Raw genomic sequence first — 21,387 nt, forward strand, 5'->3', positions numbered from 1 at the left:
GATTACTGCGATTGTGCGGCGAATTCCCAGGTGGTGGTCCCGGATTGGGATTGGACGAGGTCGTCGTCGGCGGTGATCCGGAAGCAGAGGTTCACGGCGTCGCCGTCGGCCGTGCCGGCGCCCTGCGTCAAGGCGAAGGTGACGCTGCCCGGCGTCGTGCCCAATGCCTGCCCGGCGGCCACCAGCGTTTCCGTCACCGTTGCAGCGCACCCGAAATCCGTGGACTGCGTGAGCGAGTACGTCAATCCGGTCAAAGCTCCGGTGGATGCTTCAGTGGAAACAGTGACCGTGGCGTCGTTGGTTGTTGCACCATCCAGCCTGACGGCGAAGGGTGCTGTGACCACGTCGCCGGGCGCAAGGTTGCCCGGCGCGGCGGTGAAGCCAAGAGTTGCCGGGGCAGAAACAGGGTTCTCTCCGAAGGCGGTCCCGTCCGTGCTGCCCTCAAGGTTGAATGCACCGGCAGTGAAGGTTCCCTGGGCAAACTCGGAGTCGTTCCATGCTGCCAAGGTGATGGCTGCGCCCACGCCAAGGACCAGCCCGCCGGCAAGGATGGCACGGATCTTGGGTGACTTTCCGGGCTTGGTGCCGCGATGATCCGTCTCTGGCGATGCTGTTGATGCAACCACTATTACCCCCACGATTGATGTGATGCTGACGATCAAGAGATCGGAGCCCGGAGGTGGAGGTCCCCGGTTGGTTCCCCCCAAAACCGCTGGTTCCAACCCATCATCCCCGCGAAGGTATGTCAACGCTTTGACCTGCAGAAATGGTTATATGTCCCTACCCACCCGCTACGAACTTCAGTGCTGCTTCGGCGAACGCGGGCCACTGTTCATGCGAGTCGAACGGCAGCTCCACCCAGTCTTTGTAGGGCCTGTTCAAACTCGAGGGATCAAAGGGCACGGCGCCGGGAAGCGCGAGTGCGCGGGCGTGCTCCGCGGTATCACGGCCTAATTTGAAGACCACCTTGTCGCCGTTCAAACAGGCCAGCGCCTTCTTGTTCAGCATGAGGGAGGTGGCACCAAACATCTGCCCCATCACCACGCCGGCGGGCGCCAGGTCCTCCCCCAGCCCCTCAAAAGCAGAAAGGGCGGCAGCGGACGATTCCTGTTTCTCCATACGGCGCATCATGCACCACACCGCATGGCGTCGTCGAGAGCAGGCCCGTTGGGCTGGGAGTTGCGGTCGAGACGCCGGACACGTTTCCGGGCAACACGCCGCGTCGCATTTAAAGGGCGCGCCGGAGCAGGACCCGTTAACCCCCATAGTCCGGTAAGGTTAGTTAGCCCCCAACAGCACCCTTTGAGGTTCGGCTGCGGCATGCCCGCGGCCCCTTGGAACGGTGCGCTGTAACACCTAGGAGACCTAACCCCTGATGCAAGAACTGGCGACTGAATCACCCGAAGAAATCCTCTGGAACCGCCGCTACGAACCGCACATTGCCGAGGTCAACGAGCTGTGCGACTCCATCAAGGAGCAGAAGCCGGGCAGCGAGGTCCTCTACATCGACCCCGCCCACAGCATGGATGACTGCCGCATCGTCAGCCTTTTCTCCAACCAGCGCACCACCACCGGTGAGGGCTTCATCACCCCCGGCGACGAGGAAGCCGCCACCCGTATGCTCGGTATGCAGTGGCAGTTGGGCCTCCGTCCCGCGCTCATGATGCCGTGGAACGCCTACCCGTGGATCGAGCCCAGTGAGGAACCGGGCAAGCTCACGCCGGCCAACATCACCGAGGGCCTGAAGCCGCTCCTGCGCCTCCTGCAGCTCCTGCCGCGCACCTCCGCCCTGGTGGCACACGGCAACGAGGCACACCGCCTGGCCGATCAGCTCATGAAGGCGGCTCCGGCCAGCATCGCCCGCCGTGGCTTCAAGACCTTCAAGGTCCGCTCGCTGGGTGGCCGCTCCTTCGCCGGCACCCCTGCCCGTCAGCAGGAATACCTGGATGCCATCCACGGCGCCTACGCCGAGGCCATGGCACGCACGGGTATCCCCCGTAAGGCCTAATTACCTTCGTTGTGTGGCCCGTTTTGCGCCCCAAACCTCCGGGTAAGCGCGTAGACCGGGCCTCACAACGCACCTACGACGGCGGCCCTCACCTTTCCGGTGAGGGCCGCCGTCGTCGTTGGGGTGCTTTTGGTGGGGCGGCGTTAGCCGACCAGCATGCTGCGGAGGTCCTTGAGGATCAGCTGCGCGCCGGTGGGGCCGAGGCCGAGGAACCAGACGTCGTCGCTGACAGCCTTGGCCTGGCCGGCTTTGACTGCGCCGAGCTTAGGCCAGACAGCGCCTTCGACCACGGAGGTTTCGCCGGTTGCTGAGGGGTCGCCGTAGCTGCTGTAGAAGATCCAGTCGGCGTCGCCTTGTTCGATGTTCTCGGCCGAGATCTCGGCAGCGAGTTCGTCGATGTTCTGGTTCTCCGGGCGGGCCAGGCCTGCGTCCTTCAGGATGACACCGATCAGCGACTTGTTGGCGTAGAGGCGGATCTTGCCGGGAAGGAAGCGGACCAGGGAGATCTTGGGATCGCCCTTCACCTCTGCCTTGAGGGCGTCAGCCTCGGCCTGGTAATCGTTGAGGGCCTTGACTGCCTTGTCCTCCTCGCCCAGGGACTTGCCCACCAGGAGGAAGTTTTCCTTCCAAGGGAAGCCGGGACGGATGCTGAAGACCGTGGGTGCGATGGTGGATAGCTGCTTGTACAGCTTGTCAGCGCGGAGCTGGCTGCCCAGGATGAGGTCCGGCTTCAGCGCAGCAATGGCTTCGAGATTGAGGTCCTGGATGGTGCCCACCGACGCCACATCCTTCACCTTGTCCGCCAGGTAGGTGGGGACAGGGTTGGCGCCTTCAGTGGTGGCCATGCCCACCGGCGTGATGCCGAGGGTCACGACGTCGTCCAACTCGCCGGTGTCGAGGACCACCACGCGGGTGGGCTTCTTCTCCAGGGTGGTCTCACCGTTGGCGTGCTTCAGGGTGCGGGGGAAAACGCCGGGAGCGGCATCGGTGCCCAACTTGGCTGTTTCCTGGTCCGCGGTGGTGAACTTGGAGCCGCCGGTGGCAACGTCGGCGTTGCCGGCGGCCGAACCTGAGCCACCACTGGCGCCGCAGCCCGCGAGGAGGCCTGCCACCACAGCGACGCCGGCCACCTTCACAGCGAGCTTGCTCACTGCACGTCGGCGCACGCGGGAAGCCTTGTGCGGCTGTACTTCAAAATCGTCATTTTTCACTGGGTAAGGCTAACCTAATTAAGGCACACTTCCGTGACGTTGTGATGACGGTCACGGAATGCCCGTCTTTTTGTTATCCCTCTTCGAAATGGTCCCTGCTGTGTCCCCACTGACGGCGCTATGTCCCCAGTAGCCGCTCCCGCCCTTTCGGCTGCAACCGCGGCTGCCAGTTCCGGCGTGGTGGTGAAATCCCGCTGGCGGATCCTCTTCCTGGCCCTGGCGGCGGCCGTCCTTCTCGGTGCCGTGATGTTGAGCCTGGGCGTCGGAGCCAAGTTCATCCCAGCGTCCACGGTCCTTGAAGCCTTCACCAACCCGCAGGACTCAGCCGATCACGCGATCATCCTGCAGAACCGGCTGCCGCGAACCCTGATGGGCATCGCCGTCGGAGTGGCCTTGGGCGTGGCCGGCGCGCTCATCCAGGCGATCACACGGAATCCGCTGGCAGACCCCGGCATCCTGGGTGTCAACGCCGGCGCTTCATTTGCCATTGTGATCGCGATTGGCGTCTTTGGGATCGGATCGCTGAGCGGCTATATCTGGTTTGCGTTTATTGGTGCCATCCTGACCACTGCGGCCGTCTACCTGATCGGCACCTCCGGCAGGAACGTGGTAAATCCCATCCGGCTGACGCTGGCTGGCGTGGCCTTGGGCGCGGTGCTCACCGGCATTGGATCCGGGCTCACGCTCCTGAACCCCAAAGCTTTTGACCACCTGCGCTCGTGGAGCATTGGCTCGCTGGACACCCGGAGTATGGAGTCGGTGATGACTGTAGCTCCGTTCATTTGTGCCGGACTGCTGATCGCGCTGTTCTGCGTCCGCGGGCTCAATGCCGTGGCGCTGGGCGACGACCTCGCCACCTCCCTCGGGGCCAACGTCAACCGCACACGGATCATGGGCGTTGTGGCCATCACCCTCCTCAGTGGTGCAGCAACTGCCGGTGCCGGCGCGATCGGATTCGTGGGGCTCATGATCCCGCACGTCGCCCGGTGGATCGTCGGGCCGGACCAGCGATGGATTTTGGCAACCACATTGCTGCTCTCCCCCATCCTGTTGCTGGTGTCCGATGTTGTGGGCAGGATCGCTGCTCCCGGGGAACTCCAGGTGGGTGTGGTGACCGCGTTCATCGGGGCGCCTGTGCTCATTGCCTTGGCGCGGCGCCGGAAGGTGAGTGGGCTGTGACGCGCCTGGATGTTGGCCGGCCTATTGTCCTGCTCCGCAACCGTTCGCTGAGCTTCCGGCTCGATGTCCGGAGCATCCTTGTCTGCGTTCCGTTGATCCTCGCAGCCCTGACGGTTGCCGTGATCAGTTTGGCGACCGGCGACTACGACGTTTCAGTACAACAGGTCCTGCAAGCCTTCACCGGTGATGCCCCCGGGCTGGCCCAAACCATCGTCATGGAGTGGCGGCTTCCCCGGGTACTCGCGGCCCTGGTGTTCGGAGCGGCCCTGGGAATGAGCGGTGGCATCTTCCAATCCATGACCCGGAATCCCTTGGGCAGCCCGGACATCATCGGCTTCAATACCGGCGCCTACACCGGGGCCCTCATCGTGATGCTGACGGTGGGCGGCGGCTACCTTGGCATTGCCGCTGGAGCACTTGTCGGCGGCATCCTTACAGCGTTGGCCGTCTACTTGCTGGCTTACCGACGCGGCTCCCAAGGATTCCGGCTCATCATCGTGGGCATCGGCATCAGCGCGATGCTGGCCGCGTTCAACCACTGGCTGATCCTGCAGGCAGAACTTGAGGCCGCCTTGGCGGCAGCCGTCTGGGGAGCCGGGTCCCTCAACGGCATCACGTGGGAGCAAGCGGCGCCTGCCGCCGTCGTGGTTGTTGTGGTTGGCCTGGCCACGCTGGCCGCCGCGCGCCGGATGCAGCTTCTGGAAATGGGCGACGACGCCGCACGCGCCTTGGGCGTCCGGGCGGAACCCACCCGTTTGCTGCTGCTGATCCTGGGCGTGGCGTTGACTGCAGCCGTCACGGCGGTTGCCGGTCCCATCGCGTTCGTGGCCTTGGCCGCACCGCAGCTCGCCCGTCGTCTTACCCGAAGCGCCGGCATCACCCTGGTGCCATCCGCCGTGATGGGCGCCTTCCTCCTGGTCGCCAGTGACCTCGCGGCCCAACGTTTGTTTGCCCCGATCCAATTGCCCGTCGGCGTTGTGACGGTGTGCATTGGCGGTATCTACCTCGTCTGGCTGCTGGCCAGGGAAGCAAGGAAATCATGAGCCTCACTACTGCCGCGCCCCAGCTCCATGCCGAAGCACTAACCATCGGCTACGAGCAACGCATCATCTCCGAGAACCTCAATGTACGCATTCCCGAGGGACAGTTCACGGTGATCGTGGGGCCCAACGCCTGCGGCAAATCCACGTTGCTGCGCGCCCTCGCCCGGCTCATCAAGCCCCGCAGTGGACAAGTGCTGCTGGACGGCAAGTCCGTCACCTCGCTTCCGGCAAAAGAGCTGGCCCGTCGCCTCGGGCTGCTGCCCCAGTCCTCCATCGCCCCCGACGGCATCACCGTGGCCGACCTCGTGGCCCGCGGCCGGTATCCGCACCAGAAACTGCTCCGCCAATGGTCCGAGTCCGACGAGATTGCGGTGGTTGAGGCCATGGAAGCCACGGGCACCGCGTCCTTGTCCGGCCGGCTGGTGGACGAACTGTCCGGCGGCCAGAGGCAGCGCGTGTGGGTGGCCATGGTCCTCGCCCAACAAACACCGTTGATGCTCCTGGACGAGCCCACCACGTTCCTCGATATCGCGCACCAGATCGAGCTGTTGGAACTCTTCCGCGAGCTCAACCTCGACAAGGGCCACACGCTGGTTGCCGTGCTGCACGACCTCAACCACGCCAGCCGCTACGCGGACCACATCATCGCCATGAAGGACGGCGTGGTGGTGGCCGAGGGCGCTCCCGCTGCCGTGATCACCGAGTCCCTGGTGGAGGAAGTGTTCGGCATGGCCTGCCGGATCATCGACGACCCCGTAACGCACACGCCGCTGGTGGTCCCGTTGGGGCGGCCACGGCACTCGGCGGTCACGGACTAACGCCTTTAACGACGACGGCGACCCTCGCCTTTCGGTGAGGGTCGCCGTCGTCGTTTGCTTGAGTCCTTAGCGGGCTTCGAGCGCTGCCTTGGCTTTCGGGTCCGAGTCGTTCAGGAACTTCTCGATCCGCTCCGGCTCTTCAGCCTCGCCGATCGCCGACGCCGCACGGCCCAGCGCGTAGAGAGCACGCAGGAAGCCCTGGTTGGGCTCGTGCTCCCACGGGATGGGTCCGACGCCGCGCCAGCCGTTGCGGCGCAGCGAATCCAGGCCGCGGTGGTAGCCGACGCGGGCGTAGGCGTAGGACTCGATGGTCCGGCCTTCGGCCCAGGCTTCCTCAGCGAGGATGGCCCACAGAAGAGACGACGTGGGGTTCTTGGCCACCAGGTCCAGCGCCTCGTTGCCGAGTGCCAGGTGCTGGTAGATCTCGGTTTCGGCGGGCAGGAGCGTGGGCTCCGGCCCCATCAGGTTCTTCCGGAATTCGTCGGACATTAGAAGGTCTTGCCCACCGATCCGAGCTGCTGGGCGGCTTCGACGATGCGCGCGGCCATGCCGGCTTCGGCCGAAGCGCCCCAGACGCGGGGATCGTAGGTCTTCTTGTTGCCCATTTCGCCGTCAATCTTCAGCACGCCGTCGTAGTTGGCGAGCATGTGGCCGGCCACTGGACGGGTGAACGCGTACTGGGTGTCGGTGTCGATGTTCATCTTGATGACACCGTAGGAAACAGCGTCGGCGATTTCCTGCTCCGTGGAGCCCGAGCCGCCGTGGAACACGAGGTCGAACGGGTTTTCCTTGCCGATCTTGGCGCCAACCTCGGCCTGGATCTGCTTGAGCAGTTCCGGGCGGAGCTTCACGTTGCCCGGCTTGTACACGCCGTGCACGTTGCCGAAGGTCAGCGCGGTGAGGTAGCGGCCGTTTTCGCCGGCTCCGAGTGCCTCAATGGTGGCGAGGGCGTCTTCGGTGGTGGTGTAGAGCTTCTCGTTGATTTCGTTCTCAACGCCGTCTTCTTCGCCACCGACAGTGCCGATTTCAACTTCGAGGATGATTTTGGCAGCAGCAGCGCGCTCAAGCAGTTCGCGGCCGATGCGCAGGTTCTCGGAGAGCGCCTCGTGCGAGCCGTCCCACATGTGCGAGTTGAAGATCGGGTCCTTGCCGGCCTTGACGGCTTCCTCCGAAGCGGCCAGCAGCGGGAGGACGAAGTCTGCCAGCTTGTCCTGGGGGCAGTGGTCCGTGTGCAGGGCGATGTTGACGTTGTAGTTCTTGGCAACTTCGCGGGCGAACGCGGCGAAGCCGAGGGAACCGGCAACCATGTCCTTGATCGAGGCGCCGGACCAGTAGGCTGCGCCACCGGTGGAAACCTGGATGATGCCGTCGGATTCGGCCTCGGCGAAACCGCGGATCGCAGCGTTCAGAGTCTGCGACGACGTCACGTTGACCGCGGGGAAAGCGAATCCGCCTGCCTTTGCGCGGTCGATCATCTCGGAGTAAATCTCTGGGGTTGCAATGGGCATGGTGACTCCTATGCTGAATTCGTCTGTGGGTTGGTAACCCTGGAGTAGACCGCTTACGGCTAGCACCCATCCTAGCGATATCCGCCGGGCCGCCGTGTTTCGGGTCACTGGAGCTCTTAACACTTCCGCCGAGTTGGCACTTAACCCCCACGTTTTGGGAAAACATGGGCATTAACTGCCGTCTCGGCGTCCCTCAGTGCCGCCCGGAGCCCACCCGCGGCTTTGGAGCGCCCGGCGGACTTTATGTACGACGGCGGGCCTCTCACCTTCGAGGTCGTGCTTGGAGATCCGGACTTCCAGCCAGCCATGGGAAAGCGACTTTTCCTGGCGTTCGATGTCCTTGAGATGCTGCTCAATGCCGCCATGATGCCGGCCGTCGTACTGGAGCGAGACTTTCCACTGCCGGTAGGCCGCGTCCGGCCACAGAACCGGCCGGCCAAGGTGAGCGCGCACCACGTGATTAAGTTCAGGCTCCGGAAGATTCGCGTTGATCAGCGCCAGGCGCATGACCGTTTCCGGGGCTGAGTCGGCTCCTACCCGGATGAGTTCCACAGCTTCCCGCGCCGAGCGCACTCCCCGTCGGCCGGCGTGCTTCCCGACGACGGCCCTCAGCTCCTCGATGCTGCACAGCGCGTCCTTGGGCACCGGGAACTCGGGCCCGTGGGAGCATACCAGGGAGTCGCCCGCTGCAACCAGGTCTTCCAACGTCAGCACGGAGGCCAAGTCCAGCCACGTCCGCGCAGGCGAGGTGAGCCTGACGCCGTCGTACTCTCCCACCTCATCCGGCAGCAGGGTCAACGAATGCCCGGCCACGTTCACCCGTCGCGGGAAACTGAATCCCCTCCGCCGGGCCAGGTGGATCCGCCTGTCCCCGCTGAGGTAACCGGGTAACGGAACGTTCCATAGCCGGGCGGCGCTGAGCATGACCAACACTGACGCATCATCCAGGTCCGTGTAGGCCCGGAGGGCTGCCGCCCCCGAGGCACCGGACAGGACCGGCACCCTCACACCGCGGGAAACTGTTACCAGGTCCTTGGCAGCAGTGCGCTTCCGGGCTACGCCGGCCTTGTCCGATGCGCGCAAGGAAAACGAGCCCGTGGTCAGATGGTCCGGAAGGTTTGTCCTGCGCATTCCTCATTCTGGTCCGCCCTCGTGGGCGTCTTAAGGTTATCCACAGGTGCCCCCTTATTCAGCCCCGCGAGTTGGCAGATAACCCCCATGCTGGGCCCAAACATGGGGGTTATCTGCCGTCTCGGCGGAAGGTGGGTTATCCGTACATCCAGCAGTTGCTCACCGGTGCCCTGTCCGCAAAGCGGCGCTCCAGGAAGAGGAAAGCCTGCGGGATTGCCGCCGCGTAACCTCCAACGTGCGTAGCGCCGGCAGTGGTGTCGAAGTACACCGAGGAACCCCCTGCGCACCACCGCTTGGCCAACTGGCGGCCCTGTTGGTAAGGGATGACATCGTCCAGCACGCTGTGGGAGAGCAGAACCGGGACCTTGGGTGCACGCCCGTTGCCGATCTTCTGTTCCGCAATCACCGGTTTGACCTGAGGCAGGTCCAACAGTGAACTCAGCTTCTGCCGTGACACCGTGAGCTTGGTGGTGTCCAGGAAGCCGCTGGAAGCAATCGACTGTACGGTGCATTCCTGGTCAGTAGCGGCGATTTTCGCTTGGCCGGCAGCGCTGAGATACGGGTTGAGGTCCAATCCGCCGGCAGCACTCATGCCTGTCACTGCGTAGAGGAGAAAGCCGGTGTACAACCCGCCGTCGAGGTTGACTCCCACTGCCGGAAGATCCGCCGGGACAGCGCCGGCATAGGCTCCCTTGAGGTTCAGTTCCGGCGCGTACTGCGCCGCAAGCTCGACGGCGGCTGCCGAGGCGCCGCCGCCCTGTGAGTATCCGGCAAGTGCCACCGGTCCGCCGGCCACGAGCTGCGGGTTCCCCAGCCGCTGGGCGGCGCGAACGACGTCGAGCACTGCGTGTGCTTGCGATGCGCGGGCCATATACGTGTGGCTGCCCGGGGTGCCCAACCCTTCATAGTCGGTCACCGCTACGGAGTATCCGCGCGCCAGGAGGCCGGCGATGAAGACGCCCTCATACTCCTCGCCCGCAGCCAGTGCCCTGGATGGCGCACAGTGGTCGCCCTGCCCTTGGGTTCCGACGGCGTACCCCACCAGCGGACGTGCGCCAGAACCCAGCCATGGTGTGGATGGGACCAGGACGGTGCCGGTCACAGCGATGGGAACCCCTGCACTGTTCACGGACCGGTACATGATGCGCTGCACCGCGGCCTGCGCCCGGATGGTTTTAAGGGGATCGACGTAGAAGACCGAGGGCTCAGTCCGGATCACGTCTCCGTTGGTGGGCGGAAGCGCCGCCGGGGTGGCGTAAAAATCCGCGGGCTCCGGGGCGGCTGTGGCAGCCCCGGCGCTACCTACCGCCAGCAGGCAAGCAAGGATGAAAGCTGAGGACAGGCGTAAAGAAGGATGCTTCATTGAACCTCCAGTAGTGGCCGCGCTCCACGTTGAGCACGGTTCACGCCAGATGTTACTGATGAGTAACAACTTGGCCTAGGATTCCATGAATATTTCTTGCCGCGAGTTGGCACTTAACCCCCATGTTTTGGGAAAACATGGGGGTTAAGTGCCAACTCGGCGAGGGCTAGGAGACGGGTTGCTGAAACACGTGGCGGCGGACCCACGCGTGCATGGCGATCGCCGCAGCCGAGGCCGCGTTCATGGATCGCGTGGATCCGAACTGCTCAATGGACAGGGTAGCGACGGCGGAATCGTGCACCTCGGGCGACAGGCCAGGGCCTTCCTGTCCGAACACCAGCACGCAGTTTTTCGGGAGGTCGTATGTCTCCAGGGGCACGGAATCCGGGAAAATATCGATGCCGATCACCGCAAGCCCCTCCCCCTCGGCCCACTGGACGAATTCCTCAACGGTGGGGTGGTGGCGGACGTGCTGGTAGCGGTCGGTGACCATGGCCCCGCGACGGTTCCACCGCCGTCGTCCAATGATGTGGACCTCTTTGGCGAGGAACGCGTTGGCGGTCCGCACCACTGTGCCGATGTTGAGATCGTGCTGCCAATTCTCGATGGCGATGTGGAAGTCGTGGCGCTTGGAATCCAGATCAGCCACGATCGCTTCGTGCTTCCAGTACCGATACTGGTCCACCACGTTGCGACGGTCACCATCCCTCAACAGGTCCGGATCCCAGTGCTCACCTACGGGCAGTTCACCTTCCCAAGGCCCGACGCCGACCTCGGGTTTCGCTTCTGCCTCGCCCTCCACGGCGGTCTCCGCAGAGGCGGCAGCGGGAGATCCGGCAGGCGTGGGCAGGGCTGTGGTGGGGGGAAGGTCAGTCACCCCTCAACTTTAGCCCTGACCCGCCGCCCGCCTGAGCGCGCTGAGTAGAGCGGGTTTTAGCCCATCTTCCACTTGTTGATGCGGTAGGAGTTGCCCAACTGCTCGAAGAGTCCCGGGTGCGCATCCCAGTACGTCTTGTGGCCACTGACGCCGAGCATCTGCGGGGTGCCCCAGGGAGTCACGGAGAACAAGTTCACGGCCTGGATGGCTTCGCCACGGGCATTGGTGCAGGTGAAGCCGATGACTACTGCGGCACCACGGCGGAACTCACGGATTTCCGGCATGGACGTCTTGAAGTCGGAGGTGCACTTGTGGCCCACCAGGTTCTGGGGCAGCTCCGTGGCGGTCATGCCTTTGTAACGGGCTTCGATGTCCTGGATGGCTTTCTTGACCTCTGCCGGATCCTTGCCGAACTTGCCTTCTTCGGACTCCGCAAAGAACGCGTAGGCGAGCGCGATGCCGTCGCCGTCGGCTTCTACCGTGCCCTGGGCCTTCTTTTGGATCTCTTCGCCAGTGGTGGGGTCCTTGGTGATGCCGAACGACTCATCGTGGGTCCACTCGGCCAAGTACTGGAAGGACGATTCGCCCGTGACCCACTTGCTGAACAGCGGGTCCCCGTCGGCAGGGACATTGCTGGGTCCGGCAAGCTCTTCCCACACGGCCGGCAGCGGGATGGCTCCGGCAGGAATGTCGTTCGACGCCGATGCGTCGCCTGATGGTTCAGCTGATGGTTCGGCAGAGGGCTCGGACGCTGCATCCGAAGCTTCGTCTGACGAGGTTACAGACGGCGCCGGGGTCTCCACTGCGGTGGGCTTGGTCATCGACGGGATCAGCCAGGTGAAGGCCACCACCAGCGCAACAATCACGACGACGGCGACACCGCCGAGGATGAGGAACAGCGACTTCTTGTTGTGGTCGCCCGGGTTCTGACCGGGTCCGCCGGGTCCGCCCGGGTAGCCAGGCTGGCCCGGGTATCCGGCACCCGGCGGTGGGAAGCCCGGCTGGGCCTGCTGGGCCTGGGGGTAGCGGTGGACGGTTTCGGCGGATTCGCCGTCGGGGTGTCCCTGCTGCGCGGGGAAGGCTTGCGTCGGCGGTTGCTGCGTGGGGAACGCCTCGGTCTGGCCATAGTGCGGCTGGCCTTCCTGGCCCGGCTGGCCCGGCTGGTACTGGCCGTACTGGCCCTGACCGGTGTCGTAGCGTTGCTGCGGCACGCCTTCGGGGTTGTAGGGAGGCTGAGGCGCTCCGTTGTTGTTGCTCATGGCGGGCCCTTTCGAAGGCAGTGGGTCACCGGGATGTTTCTGGGGACACCCGATGGATAAACCGGAAGAGGGGACCTGCTGAAGCGTGGGCGGAACATAAAAACCACCATGTCGATCCCCCGACCCACGGTGGTGGCACGCCTGCGCCGCCCCCAGCGTAGTCGAGTCCGAGGCGTCCAACGCAAGTCACAACGGATATCCACATGGGCAGAACTACCCACATAAGCGGGATCCCAGGATGTTAGCGCCGCGGATTGATGGAAGACTGGTGGCAGTGCATGAACAACCCCAGCCGGAGGCAAATATGGCAGAAGAAACCACGTCCACATCGGTTTATCGGAACGGCCACGAAATTGAATGCTGGCTTACGGACATGGACGGTGTCCTGGTTCATGAAAACCAGGCGATCCCCGGTGCAGCTGAGCTCATCCAGCGCTGGGTGGACACGTCCAAGCGCTTCCTGGTCCTGACCAACAACTCCATCTTCACTCCCCGTGACCTCGCAGCCCGCCTGCGCGCGTCCGGTCTGGAGGTTCCGGAAGAGAACATCTGGACGTCCGCGCTGGCCACGGCCCAGTTCCTCAAGGACCAGGTCCAGTCCTCGGATTCGGGCAACCGCGCCTACACCATCGGTGAAGCCGGACTCACCACGGCCCTGCACGAGGCCGGGTTCATCCTCACTGACACCGATCCCGACTTCGTGGTCCTTGGCGAGACCCGCACTTACTCCTTCGAAGCGATCACCATGGCCGTCCGCCACATCCTGGCCGGAGCCCGCTTCATCGCCACCAACCCGGACGCCACCGGTCCCTCCAAGGACGGCCCCATGCCGGCAACCGGTGCTATCGCGGCCATGATCACCAAGGCCACCGGCCGCGAGCCATACATTGTGGGCAAGCCAAACCCCATGATGTTCCGCTCGGCCATGAACCAGATCGACGCCCACTCCGAGACCACGGCCATGATCGGTGACCGCATGGACACGGACATCGTGGCCGGCATGGAAGCGGGCTTGCACACCGTTCTGGTCCTGAGCGGCATCACGCAGCGCGAAGAAATCGTGTCCTTCCCGTTCCGGCCCAACCAGATCCTGAACTCGGTGGCCGACCTCAAGAGCCAGATCTAAGGGACAACCATGGCTGTGCTCAATCTGCGTCCCCTGGCCGGTGGTCGGATACTCAGGGGGAGCCAGCCGTTCGGCTTGGATGCCGCTGCAACGTCGGGTTTCCTGGCGGAGCACGGCATCCAGGCAATCGTGGACCTGCGGAGTGAGCTTGAACGCTCGCTGGTCCCGTGGCTGGTTCAGGACGACAACGACGGCGGCGGGCCTGCCGCCGTCGTCCCGCCCGCCGTCGAACTCATCCATAACCCGCTGGACCCGAACGCCATTGCCGGGTCGCTCCAAGCCGTGGAAACGGCCGAGGACCTCGGCGACTTGTATCTGGGCTGGATCCGGTTGCGCCCGGAGTGGGTCGCTGACGCTCTGCGCCCCGTCGCCCGTGGCAAACGTACGCTGGTCCACTGTTCGCTGGGCAAGGACCGGACAGGTGTGGTGTCGGCAATCGGGCTTTTGGCAGCGGGCGGAACCGAGGAGCAAGTGGTGACGGATTATGCGGCCACCACAGCCAACCTGCCGGACGTCCTGGAAGTCATGGCAGAAACGTGGCGGCTGAGCGTCCCTTCAACACCGGCGGAGTATTTCAGCCCTGACCTCATGATCCTGCAGAGCCCCGAGGCTGCCATGCGGCACTTCCTGGCCGGGTTCGCCCAGGAGTTCGGCGACGTTCGGAGCTTTCTGCGCGAGGCGGGCCTCACCGCCGTCGAGGTTGGATCGCTGCGTTGAGCGGGACGCCTGAGGTAGTCCGGACTGCACCTATGCCGGGCGGATGACCTTACCGTTGGGCTCTTGGTACGACGGCTCCTGGGGCTCGGGAGGGAGCGGTTGGAGCTCATTCTGGACTTTCTCGAGCAATGGCCGGTACACGCCACCGTTCCATTGCGGGCTGGCGTGCGCGGGTCGGGCGCCTTCGGTGCTGAGGGTGGGCAGGGCCATGTTGGCTCCGAAGACCTTGCTCCACCCGGCGCGCGCCGACTCATAATCCACGGTGCCATCCTTGGCGTTGCCCAAAAAGGCCATCTTGGCGCCACCGATCTTTCCGGCCAGGCGGAGTCCGTCGAAGTGGTAAATGTACGCCGACTCCGTCTGGATGAGCACGCTGGAAGGGGCGATTGGGGAGAGCTGTTCCAGGCTTTGGTCGAGGATTTGCCGCCATGTTCGCTCGTCCTTGTGCGCCACGCGCTCCCCCAGTTCGTAGCCCCCGCGGAGGACCGACGGGATGCGGAAGCCATTCTCGTACAGGAACACCACACCGTCAAACCAGCTCTGGTCCAGGACGTCGGCGCGGCTGAACGGGCTCGAATCCAGGACAATCAGCTGCGTCTCGACGCCGTGCAGTTCCAAGAGGCGGGCGGCCACTTGGGTGGCGAGCATCCCGCCGAAACTGTGGCCGTAGAAGTAGAGCTTCTCCAGTTCCAGTTCGCGGACGTGGAGGATGATTTCGCGGACGATCTCGTCCACGTCCAGTCCCAGGTTGGAATATCCGACGGCGGCAAGGCGGCCGCGCTGATGCAGGGCAGGACGCAGTGAGTTCAGAATCCACTGGGCTTCTTCCCAGCTGGTTTTGTACCCGGGGAACAGGATCCAGCTGGCCTTGGGGAAGTACAGGTCCGAGTACGGATCAGGAACCCTGAGGATCTTGGTAGCCCGCCGCTCGGCCTGGACACGACGGGTAAAAAGCATGTCCCCGGCCAGCGCTGCGGAGGCTCCGGCGGTGATGAGGAAGTTTCGGCGGGACGTCATCTTGAGGCGGGCAGCGTAAGGCAGGATCCGGGCCCATGCGCCCGGATCCTCTGCCTTCTCCGGTTCAGGAGAAGCCGGCACGGGGAGGTTTCCATCCGCCTCCGCCGGTGCCGGGAGCTTCCCTACTTGAACGTCCACGCAGCAAGCATAGGCTTCGAAAGGCGGTGCCTCACAGCCCCCCAGTTTGTGTACAGCTGATGCCCTTAAGATGCGCCTTTAAGGGCAGTAGCTGTATAAAAACTCCTTAGTCGAGGCCGAGCTCGTCCTTGCCGAAAGCGAAGAGGTACGGAACGCCGGTTTCGGCTTCGATCTTCTCTTTGGCGCCGGTGTTACGGTCAACGATCACAGCGACGGCCACCACATTGCCGCCTGCTTTACGGACACCTTCGACGGCGGTCAGTGCGGACCCGCCGGTGGTGGACGTGTCCTCGAGAACCACCACGTTGCGGCCCTCAACGGAGGGGCCTTCCACCTGACGGCCCATGCCGTAGGACTTCTGGGCCTTGCGGACCACGAAGGCGTCCACGGCACGGCCGGCGTCGGCAGCAGCGTGCATCACAGCGGTACCGACGGGGTCGGCACCCATGGTGAGTCCGCCCGCGCACTCAACTGACACGCCGGCGTCGTCGATCATTGCCAACATGACCTGGCCCACCAGCTTGGAGGCCTCGTGGTGCAGGGAGATGCGGCGGAGGTCGATGTAGTAGTCCGCTTCCTTGCCGCTGGAGAGGATCACCTTGCCGCGGACCACCGCCAGTTCTTTGATGAGTTCAAGAAGGCGGGCGCGGGCAGCAGCAGTATCAAGCGTGGAAGTCATGGCTCCTAGTTTAGTAGGAGCGACGTTCAGCGAGGCGCAGGGGCGGCCGTGGTGGAGCGGATCACCAAGCGGGGGTTGACCATTTGTTCGCCGCTTGCCGGCTCTCCATCCAACTGTTGCAGCACGGCCTCCATGCAGCGGCGGCCGAGTTCCTCGAAGTCCTGCTTGATGGAGGTCAGCGGTGGCATGAAGAATTCAGCTTCGGGTTGATCGTCGTAGCCCACCACGCTGATGTCGCCGGGCACGTGACGTCCCGCTTCCTGGACGGCGCGAAGGACGCCCACGGCCATCTGATCGTTGGCTACGAAGACCGCCGTGATGCTGCCGTGCTGCAGGAGGTCTCGGCCGGCGCGGTAACCCGAGGCGGCATCCCAACCACCTTCCAAGAGGACATCGGCTTCCAGCCCTGCAGCGCCGAGCGCTTCCTGCCAGCCTTTAATGCGCTCAGCGGCGTCGATCCAGTGCGGAGGGCCCGAGATATGGGCAATACTGCGGTGCCCCAGATCGATCAGGTGGTCAACGGCCAGGCGGGCTCCCAACCGTTGATCGAGTGAGGCGCCCGTCAGCTGGTTACCGGCTCCTGCACCCACGGCAACGATCGGCACGGGCACCGAAACGTCACGCAGGACGGCCAGGACATCGGGGTGCGGAACCAGGATGACAATGCCGTCCACGGACTGGTTGCGGAAATGCGCAATGGCATCGTTGATGCTTTCGCCGGTTACTTCGCGAAGATTCGCGATGCTGACGAAGTACCCTGCTTCCCTGCCCGCCTGCTCCACCCCGAGGAGCGTGTTCGCCGGACCGAACTGGCCCGTTTCGCATGCAAGTACCCCGATGGTCCGGGACCGACGGGTCACCAGGCTGCGTGCTGCTGTGTTCCGCCTGTACCCAAGGTGCGCGATGGCCGATTCCACGCGTTCCCGGGTTTTTCCGCTGACGTTGGGATGGTTGTTCAGGACGCGGGAAACAGTTTGGTGCGAGACCCCCGCCATCTTCGCAACGTCACCCATGACGGGAGGCCGGACCGGCAGCGCGGGCGAGCCCAGCGGGGCGGGCGAGCCCAGCAGGGCCCCGGACTGTGCCCGGGGCCCCGCTGGGGGCGGATGTTCGCCGCGTGACATGGGATCCTACTTAGCGTCGACGCCCACGGGCTCCGCTTTGGAAGCCGGAGCCGCTTCGGTTGCCGGAGGCGTGGTCTTCCACTTGAAGCGACGGCCCATGGCGGACCCTCCACCGGAACCGGTGCGGTTCTTGTTGAAGATGTCGAAGCCGACGGCGAGCAGGAGCACCAAGCCCTTGATGAGCTGCTGGTAATCGGTACCCAGGCCAAGGATGGACATGCCGTTGTTCAGGACGCCCATGATCAGGCCACCGATCATGGCACCCGCTACCGTGCCGATGCCGCCCTGGACCGCTGCGCCACCAATGAACGCGGCGGCGATGGAGTCGAGTTCGAAACCGGTACCACCGGCAGGCTGGGCCGAGTTCAGGCGGGCCGTGAAGACCAGGCCGGCCAACGCGGCCAGGACACCCATGTTGACGAACAGGCGGAAGGTGACCTTCTTGGTCTTGATGCCCGACAGCTCGGCGGCGTGGAGGTTTCCACCGATCGCATAGGTGTGACGGCCGAAAATGCTGTTGTTCATCAGCGCCGAGTAGACGATTACCAGGACAGCCAGGACGATCAGGACAATCGGGGTGCCACGGTAGCTGGCCAGCAGGAAGGTGATGATGAGCATCAGCACTGCGATGAAGCCGTTCTTGACGGCGAACCAGGCCATCGGCTCATTCTCGAGGTTGAACTTGCGGCGTACCCGGCGTTCCTTCAATGCCTGGAAAAGGATGGCTGCAGTGCCGCCGACGCCGAGGATGACCGTCAGCCATTCCAGCACGGAGGTTCCCCCGGAAATGTCCGGCAGGAAGCCGCCACCCAGTGCACGGAGTTCGTTCGGGAAGGGGGTGATCTGCTGGTTCTTGAGGGTGATGAGCGTCAGGCCACGGAAGATGAGCATGCCGGCAAGGGTGACGATGAAGGCTGGGATGCCCACATAGGCAATCCAGTAACCTTGCCACGCTCCCACCAACGCGCCGACCAGGAGGCAAGCCGGGATGGCGAGCCACCACGCCCATCCCCAGTGCACGATCATCACGCCGGCCACAGCACCGATGAAGCCGGCGATGGACCCGACGGACAGGTCAATGTGTCCAGCGATGATGACCATCACCATACCGATGGCCAGGATCAGGATGTAACTGTTCTGGACCACGAGGTTGGTGACGTTCTGCGGCTGTAGCAGGATGCCGTCGGTCAGGACCTGGAAAAGGATGACGATCAGGATCAGGGCGACGAAGATGCCAACCTGGCGGAGGCGGCTTGTGAGGAAGCCAAGGGATTCTCGTAGGGCGGACATGTTCGCTATTCCTTCTCTTGGGTCATGTAGTGCATGAGGGTTTCCTGGGTGGCTTCGGCGATGGGGACTTCGCCGGTGATGTGGCCTGCGGACAGGGTGTAGATCCTGTCGCAGATGCCCAGGAGCTCCGGAAGCTCAGAGGAGATCACAATGACTGCTTTCCCCGCGGCTGCGAGCTCGGCAATGATGGTGTAGATCTCAAACTTGGCGCCGACGTCGATTCCACGGGTCGGTTCGTCCAGGATCAGGACGTCGGGGTCTGAGAACATCCACTTGCTCAGCACCACTTTTTGCTGGTTTCCACCCGAGAGTTTGCCGGTGATGGCAGCAACGGACGGAGCTTTGATGTTCATGCTCTTGCGGTAGTGGTTGGCCACGGTGGTCTCTTTGTTGCCATCCACCCAGCCGCGTTTGGCCAGCTTGTTCAGTGCGGCCATGGAGATGTTGCGCTTGATGTCTTCGATCAGGTTCAGGCCGTAGTGCTTCCGGTCCTCGGTTGCATAGGCGATCCCGTGCTCGATGGCGTCGGAGACGGTGGAGGTATTGATTTCCTGGCCGTATTTGTAGACCTTGCCCGACACCGCCCGCCCGTACGTCCGGCCAAAGACGCTCATGGCCAACTCGGTCCGGCCAGCACCCATGAGGCCTGCCAGGCCTACTACTTCGCCCTTGCGGACGTTGAGGCTGGCATTGTTCACCACCATGCGGGAATGGTCTTGGGGATGCTGGACTGTCCAATCCTCAATGCGCAGGACTTCCTCGCCGATATTGGGCGTTCGGTCCGGGTAGAGGCTTTCAAGGTCGCGGCCCACCATGCCACGGATGATGCGTTCCTGGGTGATCTGGCCCTGATCCAACCGCAGGGTCTCGATGGACTTGCCATCGCGGATAATGGTGACGGCGTCTGCCACTTTGCGGATCTCGTTGAGTTTGTGGCTGATGATGATGCTGGTGACGCCCTGGCCCTTGAGGTGCAGGATGAGGTCCAGCAGGTGGTCTGAGTCTTCATCGTTAAGCGCCGCGGTGGGCTCGTCCAGAATGAGGAGTTTTACCTCTTTGGACAGCGCCTTGGCGATCTCCACCAGCTGCTGCTTGCCAACACTGATGTGCTGGATGGGAGTCACCGGATTTTCACTGAGGCCCACCCGGGCCAGCAGCTTGGCGGCTTCCAGGTTAGTCTTCCGCCAGTCCACCCAGCCGTTCTTGGCCAGCTCATTGCCGAGGTAGATGTTCTCGGCGATGGACAGGTACGGGCTGAGGGCCAGTTCCTGGTGGATGATCACGATGCCGCGCTTTTCGCTGTCCGTGATGCTCGAAAATTCGCAGGGTTCGTTCTCGAAGAGGATGTCGCCGTCGAAGGTGTTGTGGGCGTAAACGCCGGAGAGCACCTTCATGAGGGTGGACTTCCCGGCGCCGTTCTCACCACAGATGGCGTGAACTTCACCTCGGTTGACGTCCAGGGTGACGTCCTGCAGGGCTTTTACCCCGGGGAAGGTCTTGGTGATTCCTCGCATTTGAAGAATGGGTACGTTCATCGTCAATTCCCGCTGACTGGTTGAAACTTGGCCGGGCCGAGGACTCGACAGGCTCTAAGGGAGGCTGCGGCCCCGCCGTACTGCGCGCTGCAGCACAGGGCGGCGGGACCACAGACCGGGAACTAGTTACTTGACGTCGGATTCCTTGTAGTAGCCCGAGTCGATGAGTTCCTTCTGGAAGTTGTCCTTGGTGATGATGACGGACTTCAGGAGGAAGGCCGGAACAACCTTGACCTTGTTGTTGTAGGTCTTGGTGTCGTTGGTTTCCGGCTCGGTGCCCTTGAGCACAGCGTCAACCATCTTCACGGCCTGCGCGCCGAGCTGGCGGGTGTCCTTGAAGATTGTGGAGTACTGCTCGCCTGCGACGATGGACTTCACGGAGCCCTTTTCTGCATCCTGGCCGGTGACCACGGGAAGGCTTCCGGTGGAGTAGCCGCCGGTGCTGGTCAGTGCGGAGATGATACCGATGGAGAGTCCGTCGTACGGGGACAGGACGCCGTCCAGCTTAGTGCCGGAGCTGTAGGCCGAGGTAAGGATGTCTTCCATGCGCTTCTGGGCTACGGGTGCCTGCCAGCGCAGGATGGCTGCCTGCTCGAACTTCGTCTGGCCACTGGGGACCTTCAGGGTGCCGGCATCCAGGTACGGCTTGAGGGTATCCATGGCGCCGGTCCAGAAGAAGTTGGCGTTGTTGTCGTCCGGGCTTCCCGCGAACAGCTCAACGTTGAACGGGCCCTTGCCCTCTACTTTCTTGCCGCTTGCGTCAACCAGGCCAAGCCCGGTCAGCAACGAGGTGGCCTGCTGGACGCCCACAGTGTAGTTGTCGAAGGTGGTGTAGTAGTCCACGTTCGGCGTTCCGTTGATGAGTCGGTCATAGGCGATGACCTTGACGTTCTGCTCCTTGGCTTTGGCCAGGACGTCGGTCAGGGTGGTGCCGTCGATGGCTGCGATGATCAGGGCCTTTGCGCCCTTGGTCAGCATGTTCTCAATCTGGGAAACCTGCGTGGGAATGTCGTCGTTGGCGAACTGGAGGTCAGTCTTGTAGCCGAGGTCCTTCAGCGACTTCTCCACGTTGGCGCCATCTGCGATCCAGCGTTCGGAGGTTTGGGTGGGCATCGAAATGCCTACCAGTGAATCGCTGGGATTCGCGCTGCTGGTGGACTCCGCGGTGCCTCCGCGGCTTCCACAGCCCGTGGCTCCCACGGTCAAGGTCAGGACAACCGCGACGGCGCCCAGGAGTTTCTTCAATCTCACGATGCTCTCCTTCCGCGGCAGCTTTGCCGCGAACTCTGATGCAGCCGGAGCATCTGCGCGTCCGGCACGGTAAAGCGATGTGGGCTTGCGTGCGGTGGGGCGACACGAGCCAC

21 protein-coding genes are annotated in these 21,387 nt (G+C 63.6%); 6 read left to right on the forward strand and 15 right to left on the reverse strand.

Translation table 11 applies throughout. The annotated features are described in order from the left end of the window. Nucleotides 1-2: 2 nt before the first annotated feature. Both RQH14_RS00695 and RQH14_RS00700 read right to left on the reverse strand, forming a co-directional pair. Nucleotides 3-638 (reverse strand): SipW-dependent-type signal peptide-containing protein, encoded by a 636-nt coding sequence (locus RQH14_RS00695; protein WP_311211427.1) that lies wholly within the window; start codon nucleotides 636-638, stop codon nucleotides 3-5. A gap of 142 nt (nucleotides 639-780) precedes the next feature. Then, entirely contained in the window at nucleotides 781-1,119 is a 339-nt protein-coding gene (locus tag RQH14_RS00700; protein ID WP_311211428.1) for a hypothetical protein, read from the reverse strand. Between the two features lie 256 nt (nucleotides 1,120-1,375). Between RQH14_RS00700 and RQH14_RS00705 the strand changes: the two genes are divergently transcribed. Then, the gene (locus RQH14_RS00705) at nucleotides 1,376-2,008 is read left to right on the forward strand and encodes a uracil-DNA glycosylase (protein WP_311211429.1); all 633 of its coding nucleotides are present in this window, start codon (nucleotides 1,376-1,378) and stop codon (nucleotides 2,006-2,008) included. A 143-nt stretch (nucleotides 2,009-2,151) separates the two neighbouring features. On the opposite strand, the gene RQH14_RS00710 is transcribed toward RQH14_RS00705, so the two are convergent. Next, nucleotides 2,152-3,159, reverse strand: coding sequence for an iron-siderophore ABC transporter substrate-binding protein (locus tag RQH14_RS00710; protein ID WP_311211778.1), 1,008 nt, complete (start codon nucleotides 3,157-3,159; stop codon nucleotides 2,152-2,154). A gap of 180 nt (nucleotides 3,160-3,339) precedes the next feature. On the opposite strand from RQH14_RS00710, the gene RQH14_RS00715 reads away from it, so the two are divergent. The 3 genes from RQH14_RS00715 to RQH14_RS00725 are packed head-to-tail and all read left to right on the forward strand — an operon-like array spanning nucleotide 3,340 to nucleotide 6,259. Then, nucleotides 3,340-4,398, forward strand: a complete 1,059-nt coding sequence (locus tag RQH14_RS00715) for an iron chelate uptake ABC transporter family permease subunit (RefSeq protein ID WP_311211430.1) — start codon at nucleotides 3,340-3,342, stop codon at nucleotides 4,396-4,398. Next, a complete protein-coding gene (gene fepG, locus RQH14_RS00720; protein WP_311211431.1) occupies nucleotides 4,395-5,441 on the forward strand; it encodes an iron-enterobactin ABC transporter permease in 1,047 nt (348 codons plus the stop codon). Before RQH14_RS00715 ends, fepG begins: the two co-directional genes overlap by 4 nt. Further along, nucleotides 5,438-6,259, forward strand: coding sequence for an ABC transporter ATP-binding protein (locus RQH14_RS00725; protein WP_311211432.1), 822 nt, complete (start codon nucleotides 5,438-5,440; stop codon nucleotides 6,257-6,259). Before fepG ends, RQH14_RS00725 begins: the two co-directional genes overlap by 4 nt. Nucleotides 6,260-6,325: 66 nt before the next feature. Here RQH14_RS00725 and RQH14_RS00730 read toward each other — a convergent pair whose 3' ends face one another. From RQH14_RS00730 to RQH14_RS00755, 6 genes are all read right to left on the reverse strand, one after another. Further along, nucleotides 6,326-6,748, reverse strand: a complete 423-nt coding sequence (locus tag RQH14_RS00730) for a DUF3151 domain-containing protein (protein ID WP_011773312.1) — start codon at nucleotides 6,746-6,748, stop codon at nucleotides 6,326-6,328. Next, nucleotides 6,748-7,767, reverse strand: a complete 1,020-nt coding sequence (fbaA, locus tag RQH14_RS00735; protein WP_311211433.1) for a class II fructose-bisphosphate aldolase — start codon at nucleotides 7,765-7,767, stop codon at nucleotides 6,748-6,750. The genes RQH14_RS00730 and fbaA overlap by 1 nt, the downstream gene beginning before the upstream one ends. 171 nt (nucleotides 7,768-7,938) lie before the next feature. Then, nucleotides 7,939-8,898 (reverse strand): hypothetical protein, encoded by a 960-nt coding sequence (locus tag RQH14_RS00740; protein ID WP_311211434.1) that lies wholly within the window; start codon nucleotides 8,896-8,898, stop codon nucleotides 7,939-7,941. Nucleotides 8,899-9,034: 136 nt separating this feature from the next. Next, on the reverse strand, nucleotides 9,035-10,261 hold the full coding sequence (locus RQH14_RS00745; protein WP_311211435.1) for a lipase family protein: 1,227 nt from the start codon (nucleotides 10,259-10,261) through the stop codon (nucleotides 9,035-9,037). A 166-nt stretch (nucleotides 10,262-10,427) separates the two neighbouring features. Continuing rightward, nucleotides 10,428-11,138: a TrmH family RNA methyltransferase gene (locus tag RQH14_RS00750; RefSeq protein ID WP_311211436.1), complete on the reverse strand. Its 711-nt coding sequence runs from the start codon at nucleotides 11,136-11,138 to the stop codon at nucleotides 10,428-10,430. A gap of 56 nt (nucleotides 11,139-11,194) precedes the next feature. Further along, a complete protein-coding gene (locus tag RQH14_RS00755; protein WP_311211437.1) occupies nucleotides 11,195-12,397 on the reverse strand; it encodes a hypothetical protein in 1,203 nt (400 codons plus the stop codon). Between the two features lie 304 nt (nucleotides 12,398-12,701). Here RQH14_RS00755 and RQH14_RS00760 point away from each other — a divergent pair, with 304 nt between their 5' ends. Together RQH14_RS00760 and RQH14_RS00765 are read left to right on the forward strand one after the other, a co-directional pair. Continuing rightward, a complete protein-coding gene (locus tag RQH14_RS00760; RefSeq protein WP_035761154.1) occupies nucleotides 12,702-13,523 on the forward strand; it encodes an HAD-IIA family hydrolase in 822 nt (273 codons plus the stop codon). A gap of 9 nt (nucleotides 13,524-13,532) precedes the next feature. Next, nucleotides 13,533-14,240 (forward strand): tyrosine-protein phosphatase, encoded by a 708-nt coding sequence (locus RQH14_RS00765; protein ID WP_311211438.1) that lies wholly within the window; start codon nucleotides 13,533-13,535, stop codon nucleotides 14,238-14,240. Between the two features lie 30 nt (nucleotides 14,241-14,270). On the opposite strand, the gene RQH14_RS00770 is transcribed toward RQH14_RS00765, so the two are convergent. The 6 genes from RQH14_RS00770 to chvE form a co-directional block, all read right to left on the reverse strand. Next, complete coding sequence (locus tag RQH14_RS00770; protein ID WP_311211439.1) at nucleotides 14,271-15,395, reverse strand: alpha/beta hydrolase; 1,125 nt, start codon at nucleotides 15,393-15,395, stop codon at nucleotides 14,271-14,273. A gap of 106 nt (nucleotides 15,396-15,501) precedes the next feature. Further along, a complete protein-coding gene (pyrE, locus tag RQH14_RS00775; protein WP_024819357.1) occupies nucleotides 15,502-16,074 on the reverse strand; it encodes an orotate phosphoribosyltransferase in 573 nt (190 codons plus the stop codon). Between the two features lie 26 nt (nucleotides 16,075-16,100). Beyond that, complete coding sequence (locus RQH14_RS00780) at nucleotides 16,101-17,087, reverse strand: LacI family DNA-binding transcriptional regulator (protein WP_311211779.1); 987 nt, start codon at nucleotides 17,085-17,087, stop codon at nucleotides 16,101-16,103. A 117-nt stretch (nucleotides 17,088-17,204) separates the two neighbouring features. After that, nucleotides 17,205-18,488, reverse strand: a complete 1,284-nt coding sequence (mmsB, locus tag RQH14_RS00785; protein WP_311211440.1) for a multiple monosaccharide ABC transporter permease — start codon at nucleotides 18,486-18,488, stop codon at nucleotides 17,205-17,207. A gap of 5 nt (nucleotides 18,489-18,493) precedes the next feature. Continuing rightward, a complete protein-coding gene (gene mmsA, locus RQH14_RS00790) occupies nucleotides 18,494-20,023 on the reverse strand; it encodes a multiple monosaccharide ABC transporter ATP-binding protein (protein ID WP_311211441.1) in 1,530 nt (509 codons plus the stop codon). A 126-nt stretch (nucleotides 20,024-20,149) separates the two neighbouring features. Then, a complete protein-coding gene (gene chvE, locus RQH14_RS00795; RefSeq protein ID WP_311211442.1) occupies nucleotides 20,150-21,274 on the reverse strand; it encodes a multiple monosaccharide ABC transporter substrate-binding protein in 1,125 nt (374 codons plus the stop codon). Nucleotides 21,275-21,387 lie beyond the last annotated feature (113 nt).

It is taken from the genome of Arthrobacter sp. WCS2018Hpa-7 (assembly GCF_031843805.1).
Lineage (GTDB): Bacteria > Actinomycetota > Actinomycetes > Actinomycetales > Micrococcaceae > Arthrobacter.

What these genes read in the sequence shown, in the direction of transcription:
- RQH14_RS00700 (WP_311211428.1), bottom strand. Translation starts at nt 1,119, where the DNA reads ATGGAGAAACAGGAATCGTCCGCTGCCGCCCTTTCTGCTTTTGAGGGG.
- RQH14_RS00705 (WP_311211429.1), top strand. Translation starts at nt 1,376, where the DNA reads ATGCAAGAACTGGCGACTGAATCACCCGAAGAAATCCTCTGGAACCGC.
- RQH14_RS00715 (WP_311211430.1), top strand. Translation starts at nt 3,340, where the DNA reads ATGTCCCCAGTAGCCGCTCCCGCCCTTTCGGCTGCAACCGCGGCTGCC.
- RQH14_RS00725 (WP_311211432.1), top strand. Translation starts at nt 5,438, where the DNA reads ATGAGCCTCACTACTGCCGCGCCCCAGCTCCATGCCGAAGCACTAACC.
- RQH14_RS00730 (WP_011773312.1), bottom strand. Translation starts at nt 6,748, where the DNA reads ATGTCCGACGAATTCCGGAAGAACCTGATGGGGCCGGAGCCCACGCTC.
- fbaA (WP_311211433.1), bottom strand. Translation starts at nt 7,767, where the DNA reads ATGCCCATTGCAACCCCAGAGATTTACTCCGAGATGATCGACCGCGCA.
- RQH14_RS00740 (WP_311211434.1), bottom strand. Translation starts at nt 8,898, where the DNA reads ATGCGCAGGACAAACCTTCCGGACCATCTGACCACGGGCTCGTTTTCC.
- RQH14_RS00745 (WP_311211435.1), bottom strand. Translation starts at nt 10,261, where the DNA reads ATGAAGCATCCTTCTTTACGCCTGTCCTCAGCTTTCATCCTTGCTTGC.
- RQH14_RS00755 (WP_311211437.1), bottom strand. Translation starts at nt 12,397, where the DNA reads ATGAGCAACAACAACGGAGCGCCTCAGCCTCCCTACAACCCCGAAGGC.
- RQH14_RS00760 (WP_035761154.1), top strand. Translation starts at nt 12,702, where the DNA reads ATGGCAGAAGAAACCACGTCCACATCGGTTTATCGGAACGGCCACGAA.
- RQH14_RS00765 (WP_311211438.1), top strand. Translation starts at nt 13,533, where the DNA reads ATGGCTGTGCTCAATCTGCGTCCCCTGGCCGGTGGTCGGATACTCAGG.
- pyrE (WP_024819357.1), bottom strand. Translation starts at nt 16,074, where the DNA reads ATGACTTCCACGCTTGATACTGCTGCTGCCCGCGCCCGCCTTCTTGAA.
- RQH14_RS00780 (WP_311211779.1), bottom strand. Translation starts at nt 17,087, where the DNA reads ATGGGTGACGTTGCGAAGATGGCGGGGGTCTCGCACCAAACTGTTTCC.
- mmsB (WP_311211440.1), bottom strand. Translation starts at nt 18,488, where the DNA reads ATGTCCGCCCTACGAGAATCCCTTGGCTTCCTCACAAGCCGCCTCCGC.
- mmsA (WP_311211441.1), bottom strand. Translation starts at nt 20,023, where the DNA reads ATGAACGTACCCATTCTTCAAATGCGAGGAATCACCAAGACCTTCCCC.